This is a genomic window from Streptomyces sp. NPDC059743 (assembly GCF_042732975.1).
Taxonomy (GTDB): domain Bacteria; phylum Actinomycetota; class Actinomycetes; order Streptomycetales; family Streptomycetaceae; genus Streptomyces.
Genome location: NZ_JBHWGS010000016.1, coordinates 125,953 through 142,688 on the forward strand (window position 1 = coordinate 125,953; position 16,736 = coordinate 142,688).

Consider the following 16,736-nt stretch of genomic DNA (forward strand, 5'->3'; position numbering starts at 1 on the left):
GGCCGGGTTCACTGGAGTCGCCGTAGGCGTTCTTGCCTTCTTCAGTTCGTGTAACGCTCGTTCGTCTCAACGAGCCGGGCGAGGTTTGCCAGTGCCATGCGTGTGCCCGTCTCGTTGTCGGCGGCGGGCACGGCGTCGGGGATCCCTTCGTGCACGACGAGGACTTCAGTGCCGCCGTCCGCATCGGTGAGCGTGGTCGTCATCGTCATCGTGCCGTGAAGTGCGGGATCCGCGGTCTCGAATTCGGACACTTCGACCACCTGCTCGTTCGGCACGAGCTTCACGAAGTGGCCGTGGTACGTGTCGGTATGTGAGGCCGACTTGCCGGTGGCATCCGGCGCGTCGTAGGTGAGCGAGACACGGAACCGTCCACCTTCGCGGGCATCGAATTCGTGCACGTGGCTGCTCATGCTGGCCGGCACCCGCCATGCCGCGATCGCGTCCGCGTCCAGCAGCGCCCGGTAGACGGCCGGACGCGAGGCATTCACATGCCGGGAGACCTGCGTCGAGTACATGGAGCCAACATAGCGCTCGGGTACTCCTGCCCGGGAGGTCCGGTAGGTCCCGTCCCGGAGCAGGCAGGTGGTGGCAATCGGGCGCGCGGTGAATGCCCTTGGGCCCGGTGGCGAGCAGGGGGTGCTCGCCACCGGGCTGGGGTTCTCGCCGTTCCCCGTCCCCACGGGTTCGGCGAGTGCGGGGCCGATACCGCCATGGCGGCCCTGGTCTTGGGGATGGCTGCCTGCGGGAGACGGCCACGAGGGCGTGGGGGGGGATCTACCGGCTGTGTACGAGTTCGTGGTCGTGCTGGTCGACCGGTGCCGAAGGGACGGGATGCTTGCGGGCGATCGCCTCTCCTTCGACGTCGATGCTGGGCAGCAGCCGGTCGAGCCACCGCGGCAGACGCCAGGCACGGTCGCCGAGGAGGGCGAGGACGGCGGGCGCGATGGCCATCCGGACGACGAAGGCGTCGAAGAGGACGGCGGCGGCCAGACCGAACCCGATCATCTTGATCATGGACTCGTCGGCGCCGACGAATCCGGCGAAGACCGCCATCATGATCAGCGCGGCGGCGGCGACCACGCGGGCGCTGGTGCGGAACCCGGAGACGATCGCCTGCCCGGGCCGGTCACCGTGTACGTACGCCTCCCGGATGCGGGAGACGAGGAAGACCTCGTAGTCCATGGCGAGGCCGAACACGATGCCGACCAGGAAGATCGGCATCATGCTCATGATCGGGCCGGTCGTCCCGACGCCGAGCAGCTCGGCGCCACGGCCGTGCTGGAACACCGTGACGACCACGCCGAGCGAGGCCAGCACGGAGAGCAGGTAGCCCAGGGCAGCCTTCAGCGGCACCAGGAGGGAACGGAAGACCAGGAGCAGCAGCACGATCGCCAGGCCGACCACGACCACGAGATAGGGCACCAGCGCGTCCTGGAACCTCTGCGCGACGTCGATGTTCATCGCGGTGCTGCCGGTGACTTCGTAGCCGGCCCCGGTCTGCCGCTCGATGCCGGGGCGCTCGGCGCGGATGGTCTTCACCAGGTCGATCGTCCTGGCGTCCGTAGGGCTGGTGGACGGGGTGGCGGAGAGCACGGCGGCGTCGCCGGCCTCGTTGAACCGCGCCGGGGAGACGGAGACAACTCCGCCGGTGTCCGCGATCCGTCGGCTGATCACGGAGACGGCCGCCTTGGGGTCGTCGACGCCCTTGGTGTCGACGGCGATGGTCAGGGGACCGTTGAAGCCGGGGCCGAAGCCTTCGGCGAGAGCGTCGTAGGCCCGTCGCTCGGTGGTGGAGGTGGGCTTTGCCTCATCGCCGGGCATGCCCAGCTGGAGGTCCGCGGCCGGCAGCGCGAGCGCGCCCAGGCCCACGACGCCGAGCAGCAGCACGGGCAAGGGATGACGCACCACCAGGCGTGCCCAGCGGCTGCCGGCGTTCTCCGCCTTGGCGCGGCGGGGCTGCTTGCCCTTGCGGACGCGGCGTGCGAGCACGGCGTCGGGCCAGAAGCCGAGGAGGGCCGGGACCAGGGTCAGACAGATGAGGACGGCGACGAGCACGGCACCGGCCGCGGTGAGGCCCATCTTGGTGAGCATCGGAATGCCCACCACCGACAGTCCGGCCAGCGCGATGACCACGGTCAGGCCGGCGAAGACCACCGCGGACCCGGCCGTGCCGACGGCCATTCCCGCGGCCTCCCTCGGCGCACGGCCCTTTCCGCGCTCCTCGCGGTAGCGGGAGACGACGAACAGGGCGTAGTCGATGCCGCAGGCCAGGCCCAGCATGGAGGCGAGAGTCCCGCTGGTCAGGGACAGGCCGAACGTACTGCCCAGGGCGATGATCGCGGTCATGCTGACACCGACGCCGATGACGGCGGTCAGCAGCGGCAGCCCGGCCGCGGCCATGGCCCCGAAGGTGATCAGCAGGACCACCGCCGCGACCGCGATGCCGATCGCCTCGGCGGACCCGCCCGCGGCCGGCTGCGTCGCCAGGGCGTCTCCGCCGATCTCGACGGTCAGGCCCGTATCCCGTGCCTGGTCGACGGCGCGCTCAAGGTGTTTCTTGCCGTCATCGGTCAGGTCGGCGGCTGCGGTCTTGAAGGAAACGGTGGCGTAGGCCGTGGAGCCGTCCTCGCTGACCGCCTTCGCCTGGAAGGGGTCCACCGCGTCGGCCACCTGCGGGCCGTCGGCGGCCTTGTCGACCAGATCCTCGATCACGGCCTTGTGCGCGGCGGCGGTGACCTTCTCTCCGCTCGGCGCGATGAACACGATGCGGGCGTTCGCTCCATCGGCCGCCGAGCCGGGGAAGCGCTCGTCCAGGAGATCGAACGCCTTCTGGGACTCGATGCCCGGCATGGCGAACCCGTCGTCGGGAGCGGCGGGCGCCTTCGCGGCGGCGAAGCCGACAGCGGCCAGGACGGCTATCCACAGGAAGGTGACGAACCATCGCCATCTGAAGGCGATGCGGCCCACGTGGTACAGGAAAGTTGCCATGGCGGTGAGGAAGCCTCCACATCGGCGGTGCAGGACAAGGGGCAGAGGAGGCTCTCGCCGTTTGCGTCCGGTCGGAGACCGGGACGGCGTGCCTCAGTGATCTCCACGATCCCGTCCGGCGGGTCCCGCCACGAGGGAGCACTCTCCCGAACCCGAGGTGTAGCGGGCTACACCTCGGCACCGCGCAGAACACCGGCTCGGCCAAGGCCACCGCACCCGACTCCGGCGCACTTCACGTCGCGACGTCGCGCTGAACGGCCAGGCCTTCGCCGTCACTCCCGCGTCGTACGGTGGCGGCCCTCTCTTGGGTGCAGTGCGTCGACAACGAGGTCGAGCTGCCGTCCGGTCTGCTCCGGAGTGTTGCTGGCCGCCGTGGAGAGGAAAACGCCGAGGAGCATGGTGGTGACGTCCTCGGGTGTGACATCCGCGCGGAGTGAGCCCGCTCGCGCTCCGGCCGTGAGGATCGTTCCGATGGCGGCGGTGATGCGCTCCCGGGTGGTCGGTGTCGCGATGCGTCCCGTGGCCCAGCCGGTGCGGAGTGTGTCGATCATCCCGCGCTTCGTCGCGACGAACGCCGCGTAGCGGTCCATCCACGCACGGAGTGCGGCCTCGGGCGGGAACTCGGCGAGGAGGGCGGGGGCGCTCGCGGCGACATCGTCCAGTTCAGCGGCGTAGACGGCCTCGACAAGTGCTTCGCGGGTGGGGAAGTGGCGGTAGAGCGTGCCGATTCCGACACCGGCCTCGCGGGCGATGGCTTCGAGCGGGACGGTGTCGGCGGCGGCTGCGAAGGCGGCGCGGGCGACAGCGACGAGCTTCTCGCGGTTGCGCCGTGCGTCGGCGCGGAGCGGGACGTCGGCGCCGGCGGGCAGCTCGGCGTCGGCGCCGACGGGCAGCTCAGTGCCGGTGCCGGCGGGCAGGGCGGCTTGAACGCCAGGGGGCGTCGATTCGGACGGACCCAAAACGGAGGCACCTCCGGTAGTGCTACAGTCGGATGAAGCGGAGGATCCTCCGCTTCCCTCATCATCGCACGAGGACGGGATTTCCATGACATCCAACGGCGCTCCTTCCCCCGAGGCCATGGCTTCTCCCGAGGCCACGGCCACCGGCGCTCCACGCCCCGGAGGCTCCGGCCTGCTCGCCGGCCGCTCCGTTTCGCGTATCGGGTACGGGGCGATGCAGCTTGAGCGCTTGCACGGCGACCGCCCTGCGGCCATCGCGCTCCTGCGCCGCGCGGTCGAGCTCGGCGTCGACCACATCGACACCGCCCAGTTCTACGGCGACGGTCTCGCCAACGGGCTCATCCGTGAGGCGATCCGTCCCGAGGACGGCGTCCTCGTCGTCAGTAAGGTCGGCGCCGCCTCCAACCCCGGCGGCCCTGTCCGGCTTCGTCTCGCCCAGCGGCCCCAGGAGCTCCGGGCGAGCGTCGAGGACAACCTCACAAGCCTCGGTGTCGACCAGCTCGCGCTTGTGAACCTGCGCCGCACCGACACCGGGCCCGGTCTTCGGGCCGAGGGCGACCAGCTGGTCGACATCGATGATCAGCTCGCGGTGATGGTCGCGATGCGTGACGAGGGCAAGATCGGCGCGATCGGGCTCAGCAGCGTGAGCCTCGATGTTCTGCGCCGCGCGATCCCGGCGGGCATTGCCTGCGTGCAGAACGCCTACAGCCTCGTGGCGCGCGACGACGAGGACATGCTTTCGCTCTGCGTCGCCGAGAAGATCGCCTGGGTACCGTACTTCCCGCTCGGCAGCGCGTTCCCCGGCATGCCGAAGGTGACCGACGAGCCGGCGGTCCGCGCCGCGGCACAGTCCCTCGGCAGCACCGCGCAGCAGATCGGCCTCGCCTGGCTGCTTCGGCACGCCCCGAATGTGCTCCTCATCCCCGGTACCGCTGACGCCGACCACCTTGAGGCGAACATCGCCGCGGGCGCGATCACCCTCGACGGCGCGACGCTTGCCGCGCTCGACGCCGTCCCGACGCGCTCGGCAGTCGTACCGCTCGGCTGATCCACACCAGGAGCGCTCCCCAGGCTCGGTTCGGGCGAGCCGCTGGGCCCGTGGGCCGTCAGGCCGTCAAGAAGGTGTCGAGCAGGGCATTGACCAGTTCGGGACGGGTGGCGAAGGCGAAATGGTCGGTGCCCGGAAGCTCTGCCAGGCGGGCCTTCGCGATGGTGGTGCGCAGATACAGGGACACTCCCGAAGGCACCTCCTGGCCGATGGTGCTGGTCATCAGGAGCGTGGGTACGGTGATGTCGGCCATGAGCGCCCGGTCGTCGTCCAGGGAGATGTCGTTGAAGAACCCGAGGAGTGTCTCGACGCCGGCGTTGTAGCTCATCTCGCGGAACCGGACGTCCAGTTCAGCGGCGCGAGTGGCGTCGACATCGGCGAAGACGACATCGGGCCGCAGCACGGCGTCGGTAATGCCCTTGATACCGCCGTCACGTGCGGCGTCGGTGAAGTGGGCGATACCGGCGTCGTCGAAACCGTACGGCCAGTCCTCGCCGCGGCGGAACTTCGGGGAGCCGTTGATGACGGCGAGTTTCCCCAGCAGATCGGGGTACTTGGCGGCGAAGCGCAGGGCGACATGGCCGGCGGAAGCGAAGCCCACCACGGTCGGCCTGTCGAGGCGCAGATGGGTGATCAGCGCGGCCAGGTCGGCGGTGTAGAGGGCGGTGACGCCGGTCAGCTGTGGCGGCAGTTTGTCGGAGGCGCCATAGCCGCGCAGATCCAGGAAGATGTTCCGGACGCGGGGATCGAAGTACGCGCGCTGTGCTTCCCAGGACCTGGAGTCCAGGGGCAGGCCGTGGACCCAGACGACGGTGTGGTCGCCGCCGCCGGTTTCGTAGTAGGCGATCCGGCCGCCGTCCACATCGAGGTGGCGGGCCTGGTCGAAGGTGAGCGAGGACATGGCTGTTGTGTGCTCCTGGTGCTGGTGCTGGTGCTGGTGCTGGTGCTGGTGGGCAGGGACGGCGACGCGGCGGGCGCCGGGCGCGGCGGGCATGGGCCGGCCACGCCGTGAAGATCACTGGACGGTGGGGTAGACCACGCCGTCCAGGCCGGGCACGGTGACCTCGGCCGGATCGTTGCCGGCGGCGACGAGCTGGCTGACGGCGTAGTCGGTGACGCAGCCGGACAGGAGCTGGCGCGGGTCTTCGAGCACCATGCGCAGGCGCGTGGTCATGGAACGCCAGTCGTCGTGGCCGTGGATGACGGGCATCTCGCTGATCTCGGTGACCGAGGGATCGCCGACATCGGGAACGGCCAGTCGGCCGGGAGCATAGCGGGGCAGTCCGGGAAACATCAGGCCACCGAGTTCGACGGTGGCGCGGGTGTTGGACCAGATGCGGCGCAAGGGCTCTTCCAGGGCGATGACTTCGGACAGGTCACCGTGCTGAGGTGTGGCGAAGGTCGGGGCGTGCGGGGCCATGTAGAGGCGTTCCGGAGGAAGCCGGTAGCCCGAGGCGCCCAGGATCATGGTGGCGACGCTGGAGGTGTTCCAGGTGACGCCCGCGGTGGGCCGTCCTTGCTTGCCGGCGATGACCACCATGGCCCGCTCCCAGTCGATCTCCTGCTCATGGAACCAGCGCAGGATGCGGTGGGAGATGTCCAGGCCGGTGAGGAAGAAGGTGGCGATCATCATCTGATTGATCGTGCCGTGTCCTTCCTCCTTGCCGTGGTCCAGATAGTCGCTCTGCAATGTGGAGGCGTTGAAGGTGTTCTCGTCCTCCAAGCCGGCGCGAAGATAGCGGGCGGTGCGGGCGAAGGTGTACTCGGCCATGTCGGCGATGGCCTGTTCACGTCCGCGGTAGGCCTCCACGGCGATGGTGTCGCGCCACAGGGCGGCGCTGTTGGCCTGCCGGCCGCGTTCCACCTCGTACAGCAGGCGTTCCGTCTCGGCGCGCCATCCGGAGTCGGCGTACTTCGCGCGCAGTTGTACGAGAGTGGCGACGGCCGGGCCGAGGTGGGAGATCCCGGCCAGTTCCTTGAAGCCGCGGGTGGAGAAGCGGAACCCTTCGACCGTGGGCGGCTTTCCGTTGCCCGGGTAGAGGGCGAAGTCGGCGCCGGTGGCGACGACGAGAGGCGCGTCGGCGTCGTGTTCGGCGGCTGTGGCGGTCAGATGGGAGCCGATGCTGGTGGGACCGGCGGTGTAGGTGGTGAACAGCTTGACGAGTTCGGGGCTTTCGTAGGACAGCATGGTGCGTTTTCCGATCGTGCGAAGGTGGGGGGTGCGTGCTGAGCAGCTCAGCCGGTGAAGCGGTAGAGAACGGTGCGGGCGGCGAAGCGGATGTCGGCGGTGAGGCTGTGGGAGACGGCGAGCAGCAGACCGTGCTCGTCGGGAATGGCCGCCACGTCGGTCGCGCCGGTGGTGGGGAAGGTCTCGATGAGAGTCAACCGGTCGTCCTGCCAGCGGTAGAGCTCGGAGTTCAGGGCGGTCGTCGGGTCGGCCGGAGTGCCCAGGACGAAGTTGACACGTACGACATAGAGCGTCCCGTCGTGGCCCTGGATCACGGCGAACTCCCGCGCCCCGGGCCCCGGGAGCGTCTGATGGACGACGAACTTCCCACCGTCCCAGCGCAGTACCTGCGAAGGGCTCTGCAGCCGGGCGACGAGTAGGTGCGTGACGCCGTCGACGGTGAAGTGGGCGAAGGCACGGCCGTGACGGTCCGCGAGTTTCTGGTACGGCTCGAACCGCTCGCCGTCCCAGCGGTACAGCACGGACGGCCGGACATGATCGGCGTAGGCCAGGAAGCGGTGTCCGTCCAGCTCGAAGGCATGCCAGTTGTAGCCCCACTGCGAGTCGACGTCCTGAAGGTGGGCGAAGCGCTCTCCGTCCCAGGTGTAGATCCGCGAGGGCCGGTTCTCCGCCTCGTGGCCGGGTACGACGACGCCCTGGGCCAGGGCCAGGAAGTGACGCCCGTCGTAGGTGAAGTGCTTCCACTGCTTGGCCGCGAAGCCTCTGAAGGACTGGAAAGGGACGAAAGACTCGCCGTTCCACTCCAGCACCTGGGAGTCGGTGGCGTACTCGTACGGGCCCTTGCCGCGACGGATGCTGGCCACGGCGAGGAAGGCCCGGTCGCCGATGCGGAAGAACTCCGCGTCCTCGCCTCCCGGGACGGCGATGCGCTGGAAAGGCTCATAGCCCTTGTCGCCGCGGCGGAGCAGCAGCAGGTCGGTGTCGCTGTCACCACCGTTCATGTCGATCTTGCCGCCGGGAACGTCGTAGGCCAGCTGCGGGATGGCGAGCAGATGCATGCCGTTCAGCTCGAACGGCTCCACCGCTCGGGCGCCCGAGGTGGGAATCGACTGTGTCTCGGTCAGGTGGGTGAGTGGCGTGGACTCCATGGATTCCTCCAGGGGAGAAGAGTGTCGGGCGGGGAGAGGAGCGTCGGCGGGGCAGGGGTGGGCGGCGGTGGGGGAGAGGAGTGTCGGGCAAAGCGGTGCGAACTCACCGTTCCGGGTGCTGCCCGGTGTGCAGGATTCCGTGCGCGGCGAGCCGGGTCAGGGTCTTCACATGCACCTCGCCGTCCTCCTCGTCCGACAGTGAGGGCACCGTCGTGCGGCAGTAGTGCTCCAACATGCAGACCAGAGCGCGCGCCGCGAGCGCGCACTCGCCGTCCGCCGATTCCAGCCGCCGGGCCTCGGACAGATGGGAGGACCAGGCGGCGACATGCCGCTCGTGCATCTGTTCCCAGTGCACCGAGAACTCCGCGCTCATCAGCGATGCCTGATAGAGGCCGGTCATCTGCCCTTGGAAGGCGCGGTAGATGTCCCAGTACGCGCGTACGTGCCGTTCGACGTCCCGCTCGTCGCGCATCTCGTGCCGTTCGCCGAGCTCGTGGCTGACCCGCTCGTGCAGTGCGGCGGCGAAATCTTCGGCGACCTCGCGCAGAAGATCGTCCTTGTCGGTGAAGTAGCGGTAGAACGCGCCGGCCGACTTGCCCGCCTCGGTCGTGATGTCGGTGATCTTCGTTGCCAGGTAGCCCTGGCGGGCGATGACACGCAGCGCCGCCGCCTTGAGCTCTTCCGCCGAGCGTCTTCCCTTCGTCGTCATCTCTGCCACTGTTACCTCCATGAGTGAATGTGAATTCATCTTCACTTCCTGGTGGCGGGGATGTCAAGTCGCCCTCCGTTCGGCAGTGGGGCAGCTCCGAGGAAGAAATATATCTGTAAGACACTATTGACATTCTATTAATACTCTACGATCTTTCTCGCATACCTGCGGGAGGGAGCAGCAGTGAGTGCGTTGCCCAGGGTCGGCTTCGTAGGAGCCGGCGTCATGGGGCTTCCGATGGCCCGGCGATTGCTGGCCGCCGGCCACCGCCTCCTCGTTCACGCCCGTACTCCGGCCAAGGTGGCCGCACTGACCGAGGCCGGAGCCGAGCTCGTGGAAACTCCCGCCCAGCTCGCGGCCGACAGTGACGTGATCATCGGCTGCCTCCTGGACGAGAAGGCTGTCCAGGAGGTCTACCTCGGTCAGGACGGGATCATCGCCGCGGTTCACGCAGGCCATCTGCTGGTGGAACACGGCACATTCGCCCCACGAGTGGCCCGTGGTCTTGCCGAGCAGGCCGCCGACCGAGGCGCCGGCTTCGTGGACGCTCCGGTGACGGGAGGGCCACAGCGTGCCCATTCGGGGAAGCTGACCTGTATGGCCGGCGGCCGAACCGAGCACTTCGAGGCCGCTCGGCCGCTGCTGGCGGCCTACTGCCGAGAGATCATCCATGTCGGACCGGTAGGTGCGGGACTTGAGCTCAAGCTCGTCAACCAACTGCTGGTCAGCGTTCATGTGGCGGCGGCTGCCGAAGCAGCGGCGCTCATGGACCGGCTGGGGCTTCCCGTGGAGCTCGCCAAGAGAGTCCTGATGTCGGGCTGGGCGGCCAGTGCCATGCTGGACTACTGCCTTCCCGCGGCCCTGACACCGTCCGCAGCGCCCACGGGAGCAACCATCGGTGGTCTGTCCGCGGTCCAGGACGCGGTTGACGAAGTCTCCTCGGCGCTTGATCTCCCGCTGCGGGTCTTCCCGGCCGCCCGGCAGATCTTCACCAGGCTTACGGACGCCGGCGCAGGCGGCAGAGACATCGCGCAGCTCGCCAGGGCCTACGACCGCGAGCATTCCGCGCACGTACCGCACGCGCCACACACGTCACACGCACCGCACGCACCTGCGCACGCACCTGCACACGCACCTTCCTCTACGGTGGAGGCGAACTGATGTCGCAGAACGACACCAAACAAGGCAACGGCGACGTCTTCTCCTCGCCCGACCGCGACGGATTCATCCACCGCGCCTTCATGAGAGGAGCCGGACACAGCGCCGCGGCGACCCGCCGCAGGCCCGTGATCGGCATCTGCAACTCCTTCAGCGAGCTCAATCCCTGTAACGCGGGCCTGCGCGACCTTGCCCGGTCGGTCAAGCAGGGCGTCATCGCCGCCGGCGGATTCCCGCTGGAATTTCCCACGATCTCGCTGGCCGAGCCGTTCATCCGTCCCAGCACCCTCTATCTGCGCAACCTCATGGCCATCGACGTGGAGGAAATGATCAGCTCGTCGCCCATCGACGCGGTCGTCCTGCTCGGCGGATGCGACAAGACCGTACCCGCGCAGCTCATGGGAGCGATCAGCGCGGGCAAGCCCGCCATGATCGTCACGGCGGGACCTCGCGCCGTAGGCCGTCTGCACGGTGCGCCCTTGACCATCGACGATCTGTGGACGCTGTCGGACCGCCGCCGCTCCGGTGATCTCGGCGAGGACGAGTGGGAGACCATCGAGGGCCTCCTCGTGCCCGGCGTGGGCACCTGCAATGTGCTGGGCACCGCCGTCACCATGGCCATGATCGCCGAGACACTCGGCATGTCCCTGCCCGGCTCCAGCCTGCTGCCCGCGACGAGCGGCGCCCGGGCCGCTGTCGCCGAGGAGACCGGGCGCCGTGCTGTGGAACTGGCTCGCGGCGGGCAGCCGCCCACCGACTTCGTCACCCTCGCGGCACTGGAGAACGCCTTCCGGATGCTGTGCGCGGTCAGTGGTTCGACCAACGCCGTCATCCATCTGGAAGCCATCGCCGGCAGGATCGGCCACCGGCTGGGCATGCGCGCCATGGCCGAGTGGAGCGAGTCCACGCCGGTCCTGGCGCAAGTGCGCCCTTCAGGGCCGCACCTTCTGGAAGACCTCGAAGAGGCCGGCGGACTGCCCGCCGTACTCAAGGAGCTTCAGCCTCTGCTGCACACCGACGCGCTCGCCGGAACAGGCGAGACATGGGCGCAGATCCTGAGGCATGTGACACGCCGGGACAATCCCGCGCTGCGCACGGCGGAGGATCCGGTCTTCGCGGCGGGCGGACTGGCCATGCTCCACGGCACGCTCGCGCCGGCCGGAGCCGTCCTCAAACGTTCCGCGGCCGATCCGCGCCTGTGGAGGCACCGAGGCCCGGCCGTCGTCTTCGACGGAGTCGCCGACCTCCATGCCCGTATTGACGACCCTGGTCTCGACATCACCGAGGACTCCGTCCTCGTCCTGCGCGGAGCCGGCCCTGTCGGCGGCCCCGGCATGCCCGAGGTGGGGCAACTGCCCATTCCCGGACGGCTCCTGCACAAGGGCGTCACCGACATGGTGCGGATCTCCGATGCCCGGATGAGCGGCACCGCCACCGGCACCGTCGTCCTCCATGTCGCACCGGAAGCAGCCGAGGGAGGCCCGCTCGCGCTCGTCCGTAACGGCGATCCCATCGTCCTGGACGCCCTCGACGGCCGTCTCGACCTCGATGTGGACCAGGCGGAACTCCGCCAGCGCACTCCGGCGCTCACGGCCCCCGCACCTCGCCGCGGCTACGCCGCCCTGTACCGGCGACACATCACCCAAGCCCCCGAGGGCTGCGACTTCGACTTCCTTACCGCGACGCCACAGCCCTTGCCCGCAGTACCCGCCTTGCCCGCCGTACCCGCCGACCGTCCTTGAACTGAGGAGACGTGCCGTGAAGATTGTCAGTTTCGGGCCTCCCCGTAGCGAACAGCCCGGCGTTCTGCTGGACGACCAGCAGCGCATCTTGCCGCTGGCGCCGGTGCTCGCCAGGGCCGGACTGCCCACGCTGGACATCAACGCGATCCTGGCCTTCCTCCCTTTCCTCCAGCCCATCATCGAAACGGCGCTGAAGGAGCCGGTCGAGACCATCGCCGTCAGCTCGACCCGCCTGGGACCGCCCGTTCCACGGCCGGAGAAGATCATCGTCGCGGGCGGCAACTACCAGTCGCACGTGGACGAAGCATCCGGAAAGAAGAACGCGCCCTCCCCCTCCGAGCCCTTGCTGATCTTCAAGCCCTCCAACACCGTGATCGGCCCTCACGACGCCCTCGTACGCCCTGCCGAGTCCGAACAGCTCGACTACGAAACGGAGATCGCGGTGGTCATCGGGCGCGGCGGGCACCGTATCGCCCGTGAGGACGCCTACGACCATGTGGCCGGCTACATGATCGGCAACGACGTCACGGCACGGGACATGGCCTTCAAGGACATCGCCTTGAGCCCTCTGTACTCCCAGATCACCCGGGCCAAGGGCATTCCGACCGGCGCTCCGTTCGGGCCGTGGCTGGTCACCAAGGACGAGATCCCCGACCCGCACCATCTCCGTCTGCGCTGCTGGGTCAACGGCGAGCTGCGCCAGGACGGTTGGAGCTCGGAGATGATCGTCGACATTCCGGGCCTCATCGCCGACTTCAGCAAGGTGCTCGAACTCTCGCCGGGCGACATCATCTACACCGGCACCACCACGGGCTGCGGTGCCTTCCAGGATCCCCCGGTCTTCCTCTTCGCCGGAGACGTGGTCCGCATGGAGATCACCGGACTGGGTGTGATGGAGACCCCGATCGCCGACGCCGACGGAGTGTCCCGGTGAACGAGACGCACCTCCTGGTCGTCGGAGGCGGTCCGGTCGGCCTCAGCGCCGCGCTGCTCGCCTCCCGGTACGGCATCCCCTGCACCATGGTGGAGAAGTTCCCCCAGCCCTACGCCCACCCGAAGGCGCGAGGCGTCCGGGACCGTGGCATGGAACTGTTCCGCTTCTGGGGGCTGGAGAAGGAAATCCGGGCCCAGGCCATCCGGAGCCCTCAGTACGGCTTCGTCTACTGCGACTCGCTCACCGGCGAGGAGTACGGCCGTACCCCGCCCGGCCAGGAAGACACCACCCTGGGACCGTCCAGCACCTGCCGTATCCCGCAGGACACCCTCGAACGCATTCTGCGCGAGCGAGTCGCCACGGCCCCTGGAGTCGAGGCGCTCTTCGGCACCACGGTCAGCCGGCTGACTCAGGAAGACCATCAGGTCCGTGCCGTCCTCGAACCCACCGCCGGAGGAGCCCAGCGGGAACTGACAGCACGCCATGTGATCGCCTGCGACGGAGCGGCCAGTCCCACCCGCGCATCGCTGGGCATCACCATGGAGGGCGAGACCGTCGGGTACTGGCAGAGCGTCTACTGGCACGGCGACATCTCCGCACTTCTCAATGACCGCACCGCCATCCAGTTTCTGACGGCCGCAAAAGACGGCGGCTTCGTGACCGTGGCGCCGGTCGACGGACACACCCGCTGGCTCACCTTCCGGATGCGGAGCAAGGACAGCGGACACCCGGGAACTCTCACCCAGTTCCAGGCTCACGACCTCATCGAGGCCGCCGTCGGTGAGCCGTGCCCGGCCGACATCATCAGCGCCGCCACCTACGCGGTGGAAGCGCGCGTGGCCGAACGCTATCGGGCCGGTTCCATCTTTCTGGCCGGGGACGCGGCTCATGTCTTCCCGCCCACCGGCGGATTCGGCCTCAACACCGGTGTGCAGGACGTACACAACCTGGTGTGGAAGATCGACCTGGTACGCCGAGGCCTGGCCCCGCAGGAACTGCTGGACACCTACGAGTCCGAACGGCGCCCGGTCGCCTGCTCCAACGCCCGGTGGAGCAAGCAGAACGCCGAGCGATTCGATGCCGTATGGGAACGCATCGTCACCAAAGCTCCTGCCGGCGCGCCCATCGACCGCCAGCGCGCACACCTCGCCGCCCTGGAACGGGACCTCGCCTTCCGCTACACCGACGGAGCCCTCGCTCCCGGTGCGGACAATGCCGACGGTGAGGACGTGGATCCTTTCACCGCGGCGGTCGGCCGCCGGGCACCGCACCTGTGGCTTCGCTCCGAGGGCGAGCACCGTTCCATCCTCGATATCCTCGACGGCCACTTCACCCTTCTGTACGGGCCAGAGGGCCAGGACTGGCAGACAGCCGCCACACATATCGGCGAACACCTTCAACTGCCCCTGAAGACCGTCCAGGTGCCCGGCGCCGATTGCGATGTGGATCCGCGGGAGTTCGCCCGCCTGTACCGCATGGCCCCCGGCGGAGCCGTCCTCGTACGTCCCGACGGCCATGTCGCCTGGATGCACGACGAGGCGGACCCGGGATTCCACACGCCGCTCATGACGGACGCCCTGCGCCGAACGCTGGGCGGGGACGGAGGATGACCAGCGGCAGAAACGACCGCTACGCGCTGAACCTGTCACTGCCTCCGCTGCGGGACCACACCCTGGTCGCGCGTATCGATGCCGCAGCAGCCGCGGGTTTCTCCCTCGTGGAGACATGGTGGCCGTTCTCCACCGTTCATCCGACCAGGCAGCAGACCGAGGATTTGCATGAGGCGTTGACCGCGGCCGGCACACGACTGGTGTGCATGAACATCGATGCCGGCGACTTCACAGCAGGAGAACGAGGAATCCTCAGTGATCCCGACAGGCAACAGTCCTGCCGGCACAGCATTCTCGCCGCGGTGGAGTTCGCCTCCAAGGTCGGCTGCCGCCTGCTGAATCTGCCCTACGGCAACCGTCTGCCACAGCACAGTGAAGAAGCCCAGCACCGAACCGCATTCGACAATCTGCTCTTCGCTGCCCGCCATGCCGACGTCCACGGGATATCCGTACTCGTGGAGGCACTCAATCCCGAGGACAACCCGCTTTATCTGCTGCCCAGTGTGGACGCGGCGGCCGGTGTCATCCGGCGGGCGCGACAGGCTGGAGCTCTCAACGCGGGAATCCTCCTCGACATCTACCATGTGGCACGTATGGGCCAGGACCCGTCTCATGTCATAGCTCGATACGCCAAGGAATGCCTGCATGTTCAATTCGCCGATATTCCGGGCCGCATCTGTCCGGGCACCGGCGTACTGGACTTCGCCCACATCATCACAGCTCTCCAAGAAGTTGCGTACAAAGGGCTGATCGGGCTGGAATTCAACTCCGTCCTTGGCTTCCTCGACTCGCCCGCCGACGTACGCTCATTCACTTCACGTCATCCCTTGGTGAACCAAACCGTCGGTCCACGGGAAGCGTGACGGTGAAAACGGTGGCGCCTGGGCTGCTCGTCATCTTCACCGCACCGCCGTGAGCCTCCACGACCGCGGCGACGATGGAGAGTCCCAGGCCCGAGCCTCCCTGTGCGCCGGTTTCGGAACCGTCACCACGCACGAAGCGGTCGAAGAGACCTGCCTGCAACTCCGCACGTATACCAGGGCCGTCATCAGCCACCACAAGCCGGACCGTGGCCCCGTCCGCTTCGGCGCTCCGCTCGCCGGCGCCGGCTTCGTCGTACTGAAGACTCACCGTGACCCGGGTGCCCGCCGGGGTATGGAGACGGGCGTTGGCCAGCAGGTTGGCGAGCACTTGGTGCAACCGGTGCGGGTCGCCGTTGAGTACGATCGGCGAGTCGGGCAGGTCCAGCAGCCAGTGGTGCTCAGGACCCGCTGCCCGGGCGTCCTCGATGCCCTCCAGCGCGAGGAGTGTGAGATCGACCTCCTCCCGGGCCAGAGGCCGCCCGGCATCGATCCTGGCGAGCAGCAGGAGTTCGTCCACCAGCGTGCTCATATGGGTGGAAATCGCCTCGATACGCCGCAGCGCCCGGAGCACGGTCGGTGAGACGGGCGCCGTATCGCCCAGGGACAGTTCGGCGTACCCACGGATGGCGGCGAGAGGAGTCCGCAGCTCATGGCTGGCGTCGGCGGCGAACCGGCGCAGCCGCTCCTCGCTGTACTGCCGTCGGGCCAGAGCCTGTTCAAGGTGTCCCACCATACGGTTGAGGGCCGCGCCCACCGCGCCGACCTCGGTGCGCTGGTCGGTGTCGGAAGCCAGTGGCGGCAGCCGGACCGTGCCCGAGGCCAGAGGCAGCTCGGTGACCTCGGTGGCGACCGCCGCGACCTGACGCAGCGGGCGCAGCGACCACCGGATCCACAGCACTCCGACAAGACCTGTGATCGCCAACGCCACCCCGAAGAGGACGGCACAGACCAGCACGAGCTGGAACACCGCCTCGTCCACGGGCGCCAGCGGAAGACCGGTGATCAGTGTCTTGCCGTCGTCCCCCAGGACGGAGACCACCCGATACCTTCCGACCGTGCTGAGATCCACGTTGTGGGCCCGCCCATCACGCGGTACGGCTCCCAGCGCCGTGACGTCGGCGGCGCTTATGCCGGCGGCCGATCCTTCGCCCGACTCGACCACGGCGGCATCGAGCAGCGCGCCGTCGCTCAGCAGAACTCCTAGTGTTCCCTGCATCTGACCACGGGTGTCCCCGCGCCCCGGACCGGTCGGACGGGCGGGTGGCCCGACTCCCAGACTGGCCGGCAACCGGTCGGTGGCCTGCGTCAGCTGGTCGTCCAGCCGGTCCGTGAGCGCGCCGCGCAACGCCACGGCGGCCACCACGCCGACCACGGCACAGCTCACCGCGA

Annotated in this window: 14 protein-coding genes; 6 read left to right on the forward strand and 8 right to left on the reverse strand. The window is 68.5% G+C overall.

Annotation, left to right across the window (positions count from 1 at the left end):
• Nucleotides 1-41: 41 nt before the first annotated feature.
• From ACFV6H_RS27305 to ACFV6H_RS27315, 3 genes are all read right to left on the reverse strand, one after another.
• On the reverse strand, nt 42-515 hold the full coding sequence (locus tag ACFV6H_RS27305) for an SRPBCC domain-containing protein (RefSeq protein WP_385547001.1): 474 nt from the start codon (nt 513-515) through the stop codon (nt 42-44).
• A 259-nt stretch (nt 516-774) separates the two neighbouring features.
• On the reverse strand, nt 775-2,988 hold the full coding sequence (locus tag ACFV6H_RS27310; RefSeq protein WP_385547004.1) for an MMPL family transporter: 2,214 nt from the start codon (nt 2,986-2,988) through the stop codon (nt 775-777).
• A gap of 272 nt (nt 2,989-3,260) precedes the next feature.
• Entirely contained in the window at nt 3,261-3,947 is a 687-nt protein-coding gene (locus ACFV6H_RS27315; RefSeq protein WP_385547006.1) for a TetR/AcrR family transcriptional regulator, read from the reverse strand.
• A gap of 85 nt (nt 3,948-4,032) precedes the next feature.
• Here ACFV6H_RS27315 and ACFV6H_RS27320 point away from each other — a divergent pair, with 85 nt between their 5' ends.
• Complete coding sequence (locus tag ACFV6H_RS27320; RefSeq protein WP_385547009.1) at nt 4,033-4,995, forward strand: aldo/keto reductase; 963 nt, start codon at nt 4,033-4,035, stop codon at nt 4,993-4,995.
• A gap of 58 nt (nt 4,996-5,053) precedes the next feature.
• On the opposite strand, the gene ACFV6H_RS27325 is transcribed toward ACFV6H_RS27320, so the two are convergent.
• The 4 genes from ACFV6H_RS27325 to ACFV6H_RS27340 all read right to left on the reverse strand — a co-directional run bounded on the left by ACFV6H_RS27325 (nt 5,054) and on the right by ACFV6H_RS27340 (nt 9,040).
• Complete coding sequence (locus ACFV6H_RS27325; RefSeq protein WP_384975420.1) at nt 5,054-5,896, reverse strand: alpha/beta fold hydrolase; 843 nt, start codon at nt 5,894-5,896, stop codon at nt 5,054-5,056.
• 114 nt (nt 5,897-6,010) lie between these two features.
• Nucleotides 6,011-7,183: a DUF5624 domain-containing protein gene (locus ACFV6H_RS27330; RefSeq protein WP_385547013.1), complete on the reverse strand. Its 1,173-nt coding sequence runs from the start codon at nt 7,181-7,183 to the stop codon at nt 6,011-6,013.
• A gap of 47 nt (nt 7,184-7,230) precedes the next feature.
• Nucleotides 7,231-8,331, reverse strand: coding sequence for a hypothetical protein (locus ACFV6H_RS27335; protein WP_385547016.1), 1,101 nt, complete (start codon nt 8,329-8,331; stop codon nt 7,231-7,233).
• Between the two features lie 103 nt (nt 8,332-8,434).
• A complete protein-coding gene (locus ACFV6H_RS27340; RefSeq protein WP_385547019.1) occupies nt 8,435-9,040 on the reverse strand; it encodes a TetR/AcrR family transcriptional regulator in 606 nt (201 codons plus the stop codon).
• A gap of 183 nt (nt 9,041-9,223) precedes the next feature.
• Between ACFV6H_RS27340 and ACFV6H_RS27345 the strand changes: the two genes are divergently transcribed.
• From ACFV6H_RS27345 to ACFV6H_RS27365, 5 genes are read left to right on the forward strand one after another with little or no spacing between them, the layout of a single operon-like run.
• Nucleotides 9,224-10,201 (forward strand): NAD(P)-dependent oxidoreductase, encoded by a 978-nt coding sequence (locus ACFV6H_RS27345; RefSeq protein WP_385547022.1) that lies wholly within the window; start codon nt 9,224-9,226, stop codon nt 10,199-10,201.
• Nucleotides 10,201-11,940, forward strand: a complete 1,740-nt coding sequence (locus ACFV6H_RS27350; RefSeq protein WP_385547025.1) for a dihydroxy-acid dehydratase — start codon at nt 10,201-10,203, stop codon at nt 11,938-11,940. Before ACFV6H_RS27345 ends, ACFV6H_RS27350 begins: the two co-directional genes overlap by 1 nt.
• A 16-nt stretch (nt 11,941-11,956) precedes the next feature.
• Nucleotides 11,957-12,874: a fumarylacetoacetate hydrolase family protein gene (locus tag ACFV6H_RS27355; protein WP_385547028.1), complete on the forward strand. Its 918-nt coding sequence runs from the start codon at nt 11,957-11,959 to the stop codon at nt 12,872-12,874.
• Nucleotides 12,871-14,484, forward strand: coding sequence for an FAD-dependent monooxygenase (locus ACFV6H_RS27360; RefSeq protein WP_385547031.1), 1,614 nt, complete (start codon nt 12,871-12,873; stop codon nt 14,482-14,484). Before ACFV6H_RS27355 ends, ACFV6H_RS27360 begins: the two co-directional genes overlap by 4 nt.
• Nucleotides 14,481-15,347, forward strand: a complete 867-nt coding sequence (locus ACFV6H_RS27365; RefSeq protein ID WP_385547034.1) for a TIM barrel protein — start codon at nt 14,481-14,483, stop codon at nt 15,345-15,347. The genes ACFV6H_RS27360 and ACFV6H_RS27365 overlap by 4 nt, the downstream gene beginning before the upstream one ends.
• Here ACFV6H_RS27365 and ACFV6H_RS27370 read toward each other — a convergent pair.
• Nucleotides 15,295-16,731 (reverse strand): sensor histidine kinase, encoded by a 1,437-nt coding sequence (locus ACFV6H_RS27370; protein ID WP_385547037.1) that lies wholly within the window; start codon nt 16,729-16,731, stop codon nt 15,295-15,297. The genes ACFV6H_RS27365 and ACFV6H_RS27370 overlap by 53 nt on opposite strands.
• Between the last annotated feature and the right edge of the window lie 5 nt (nt 16,732-16,736).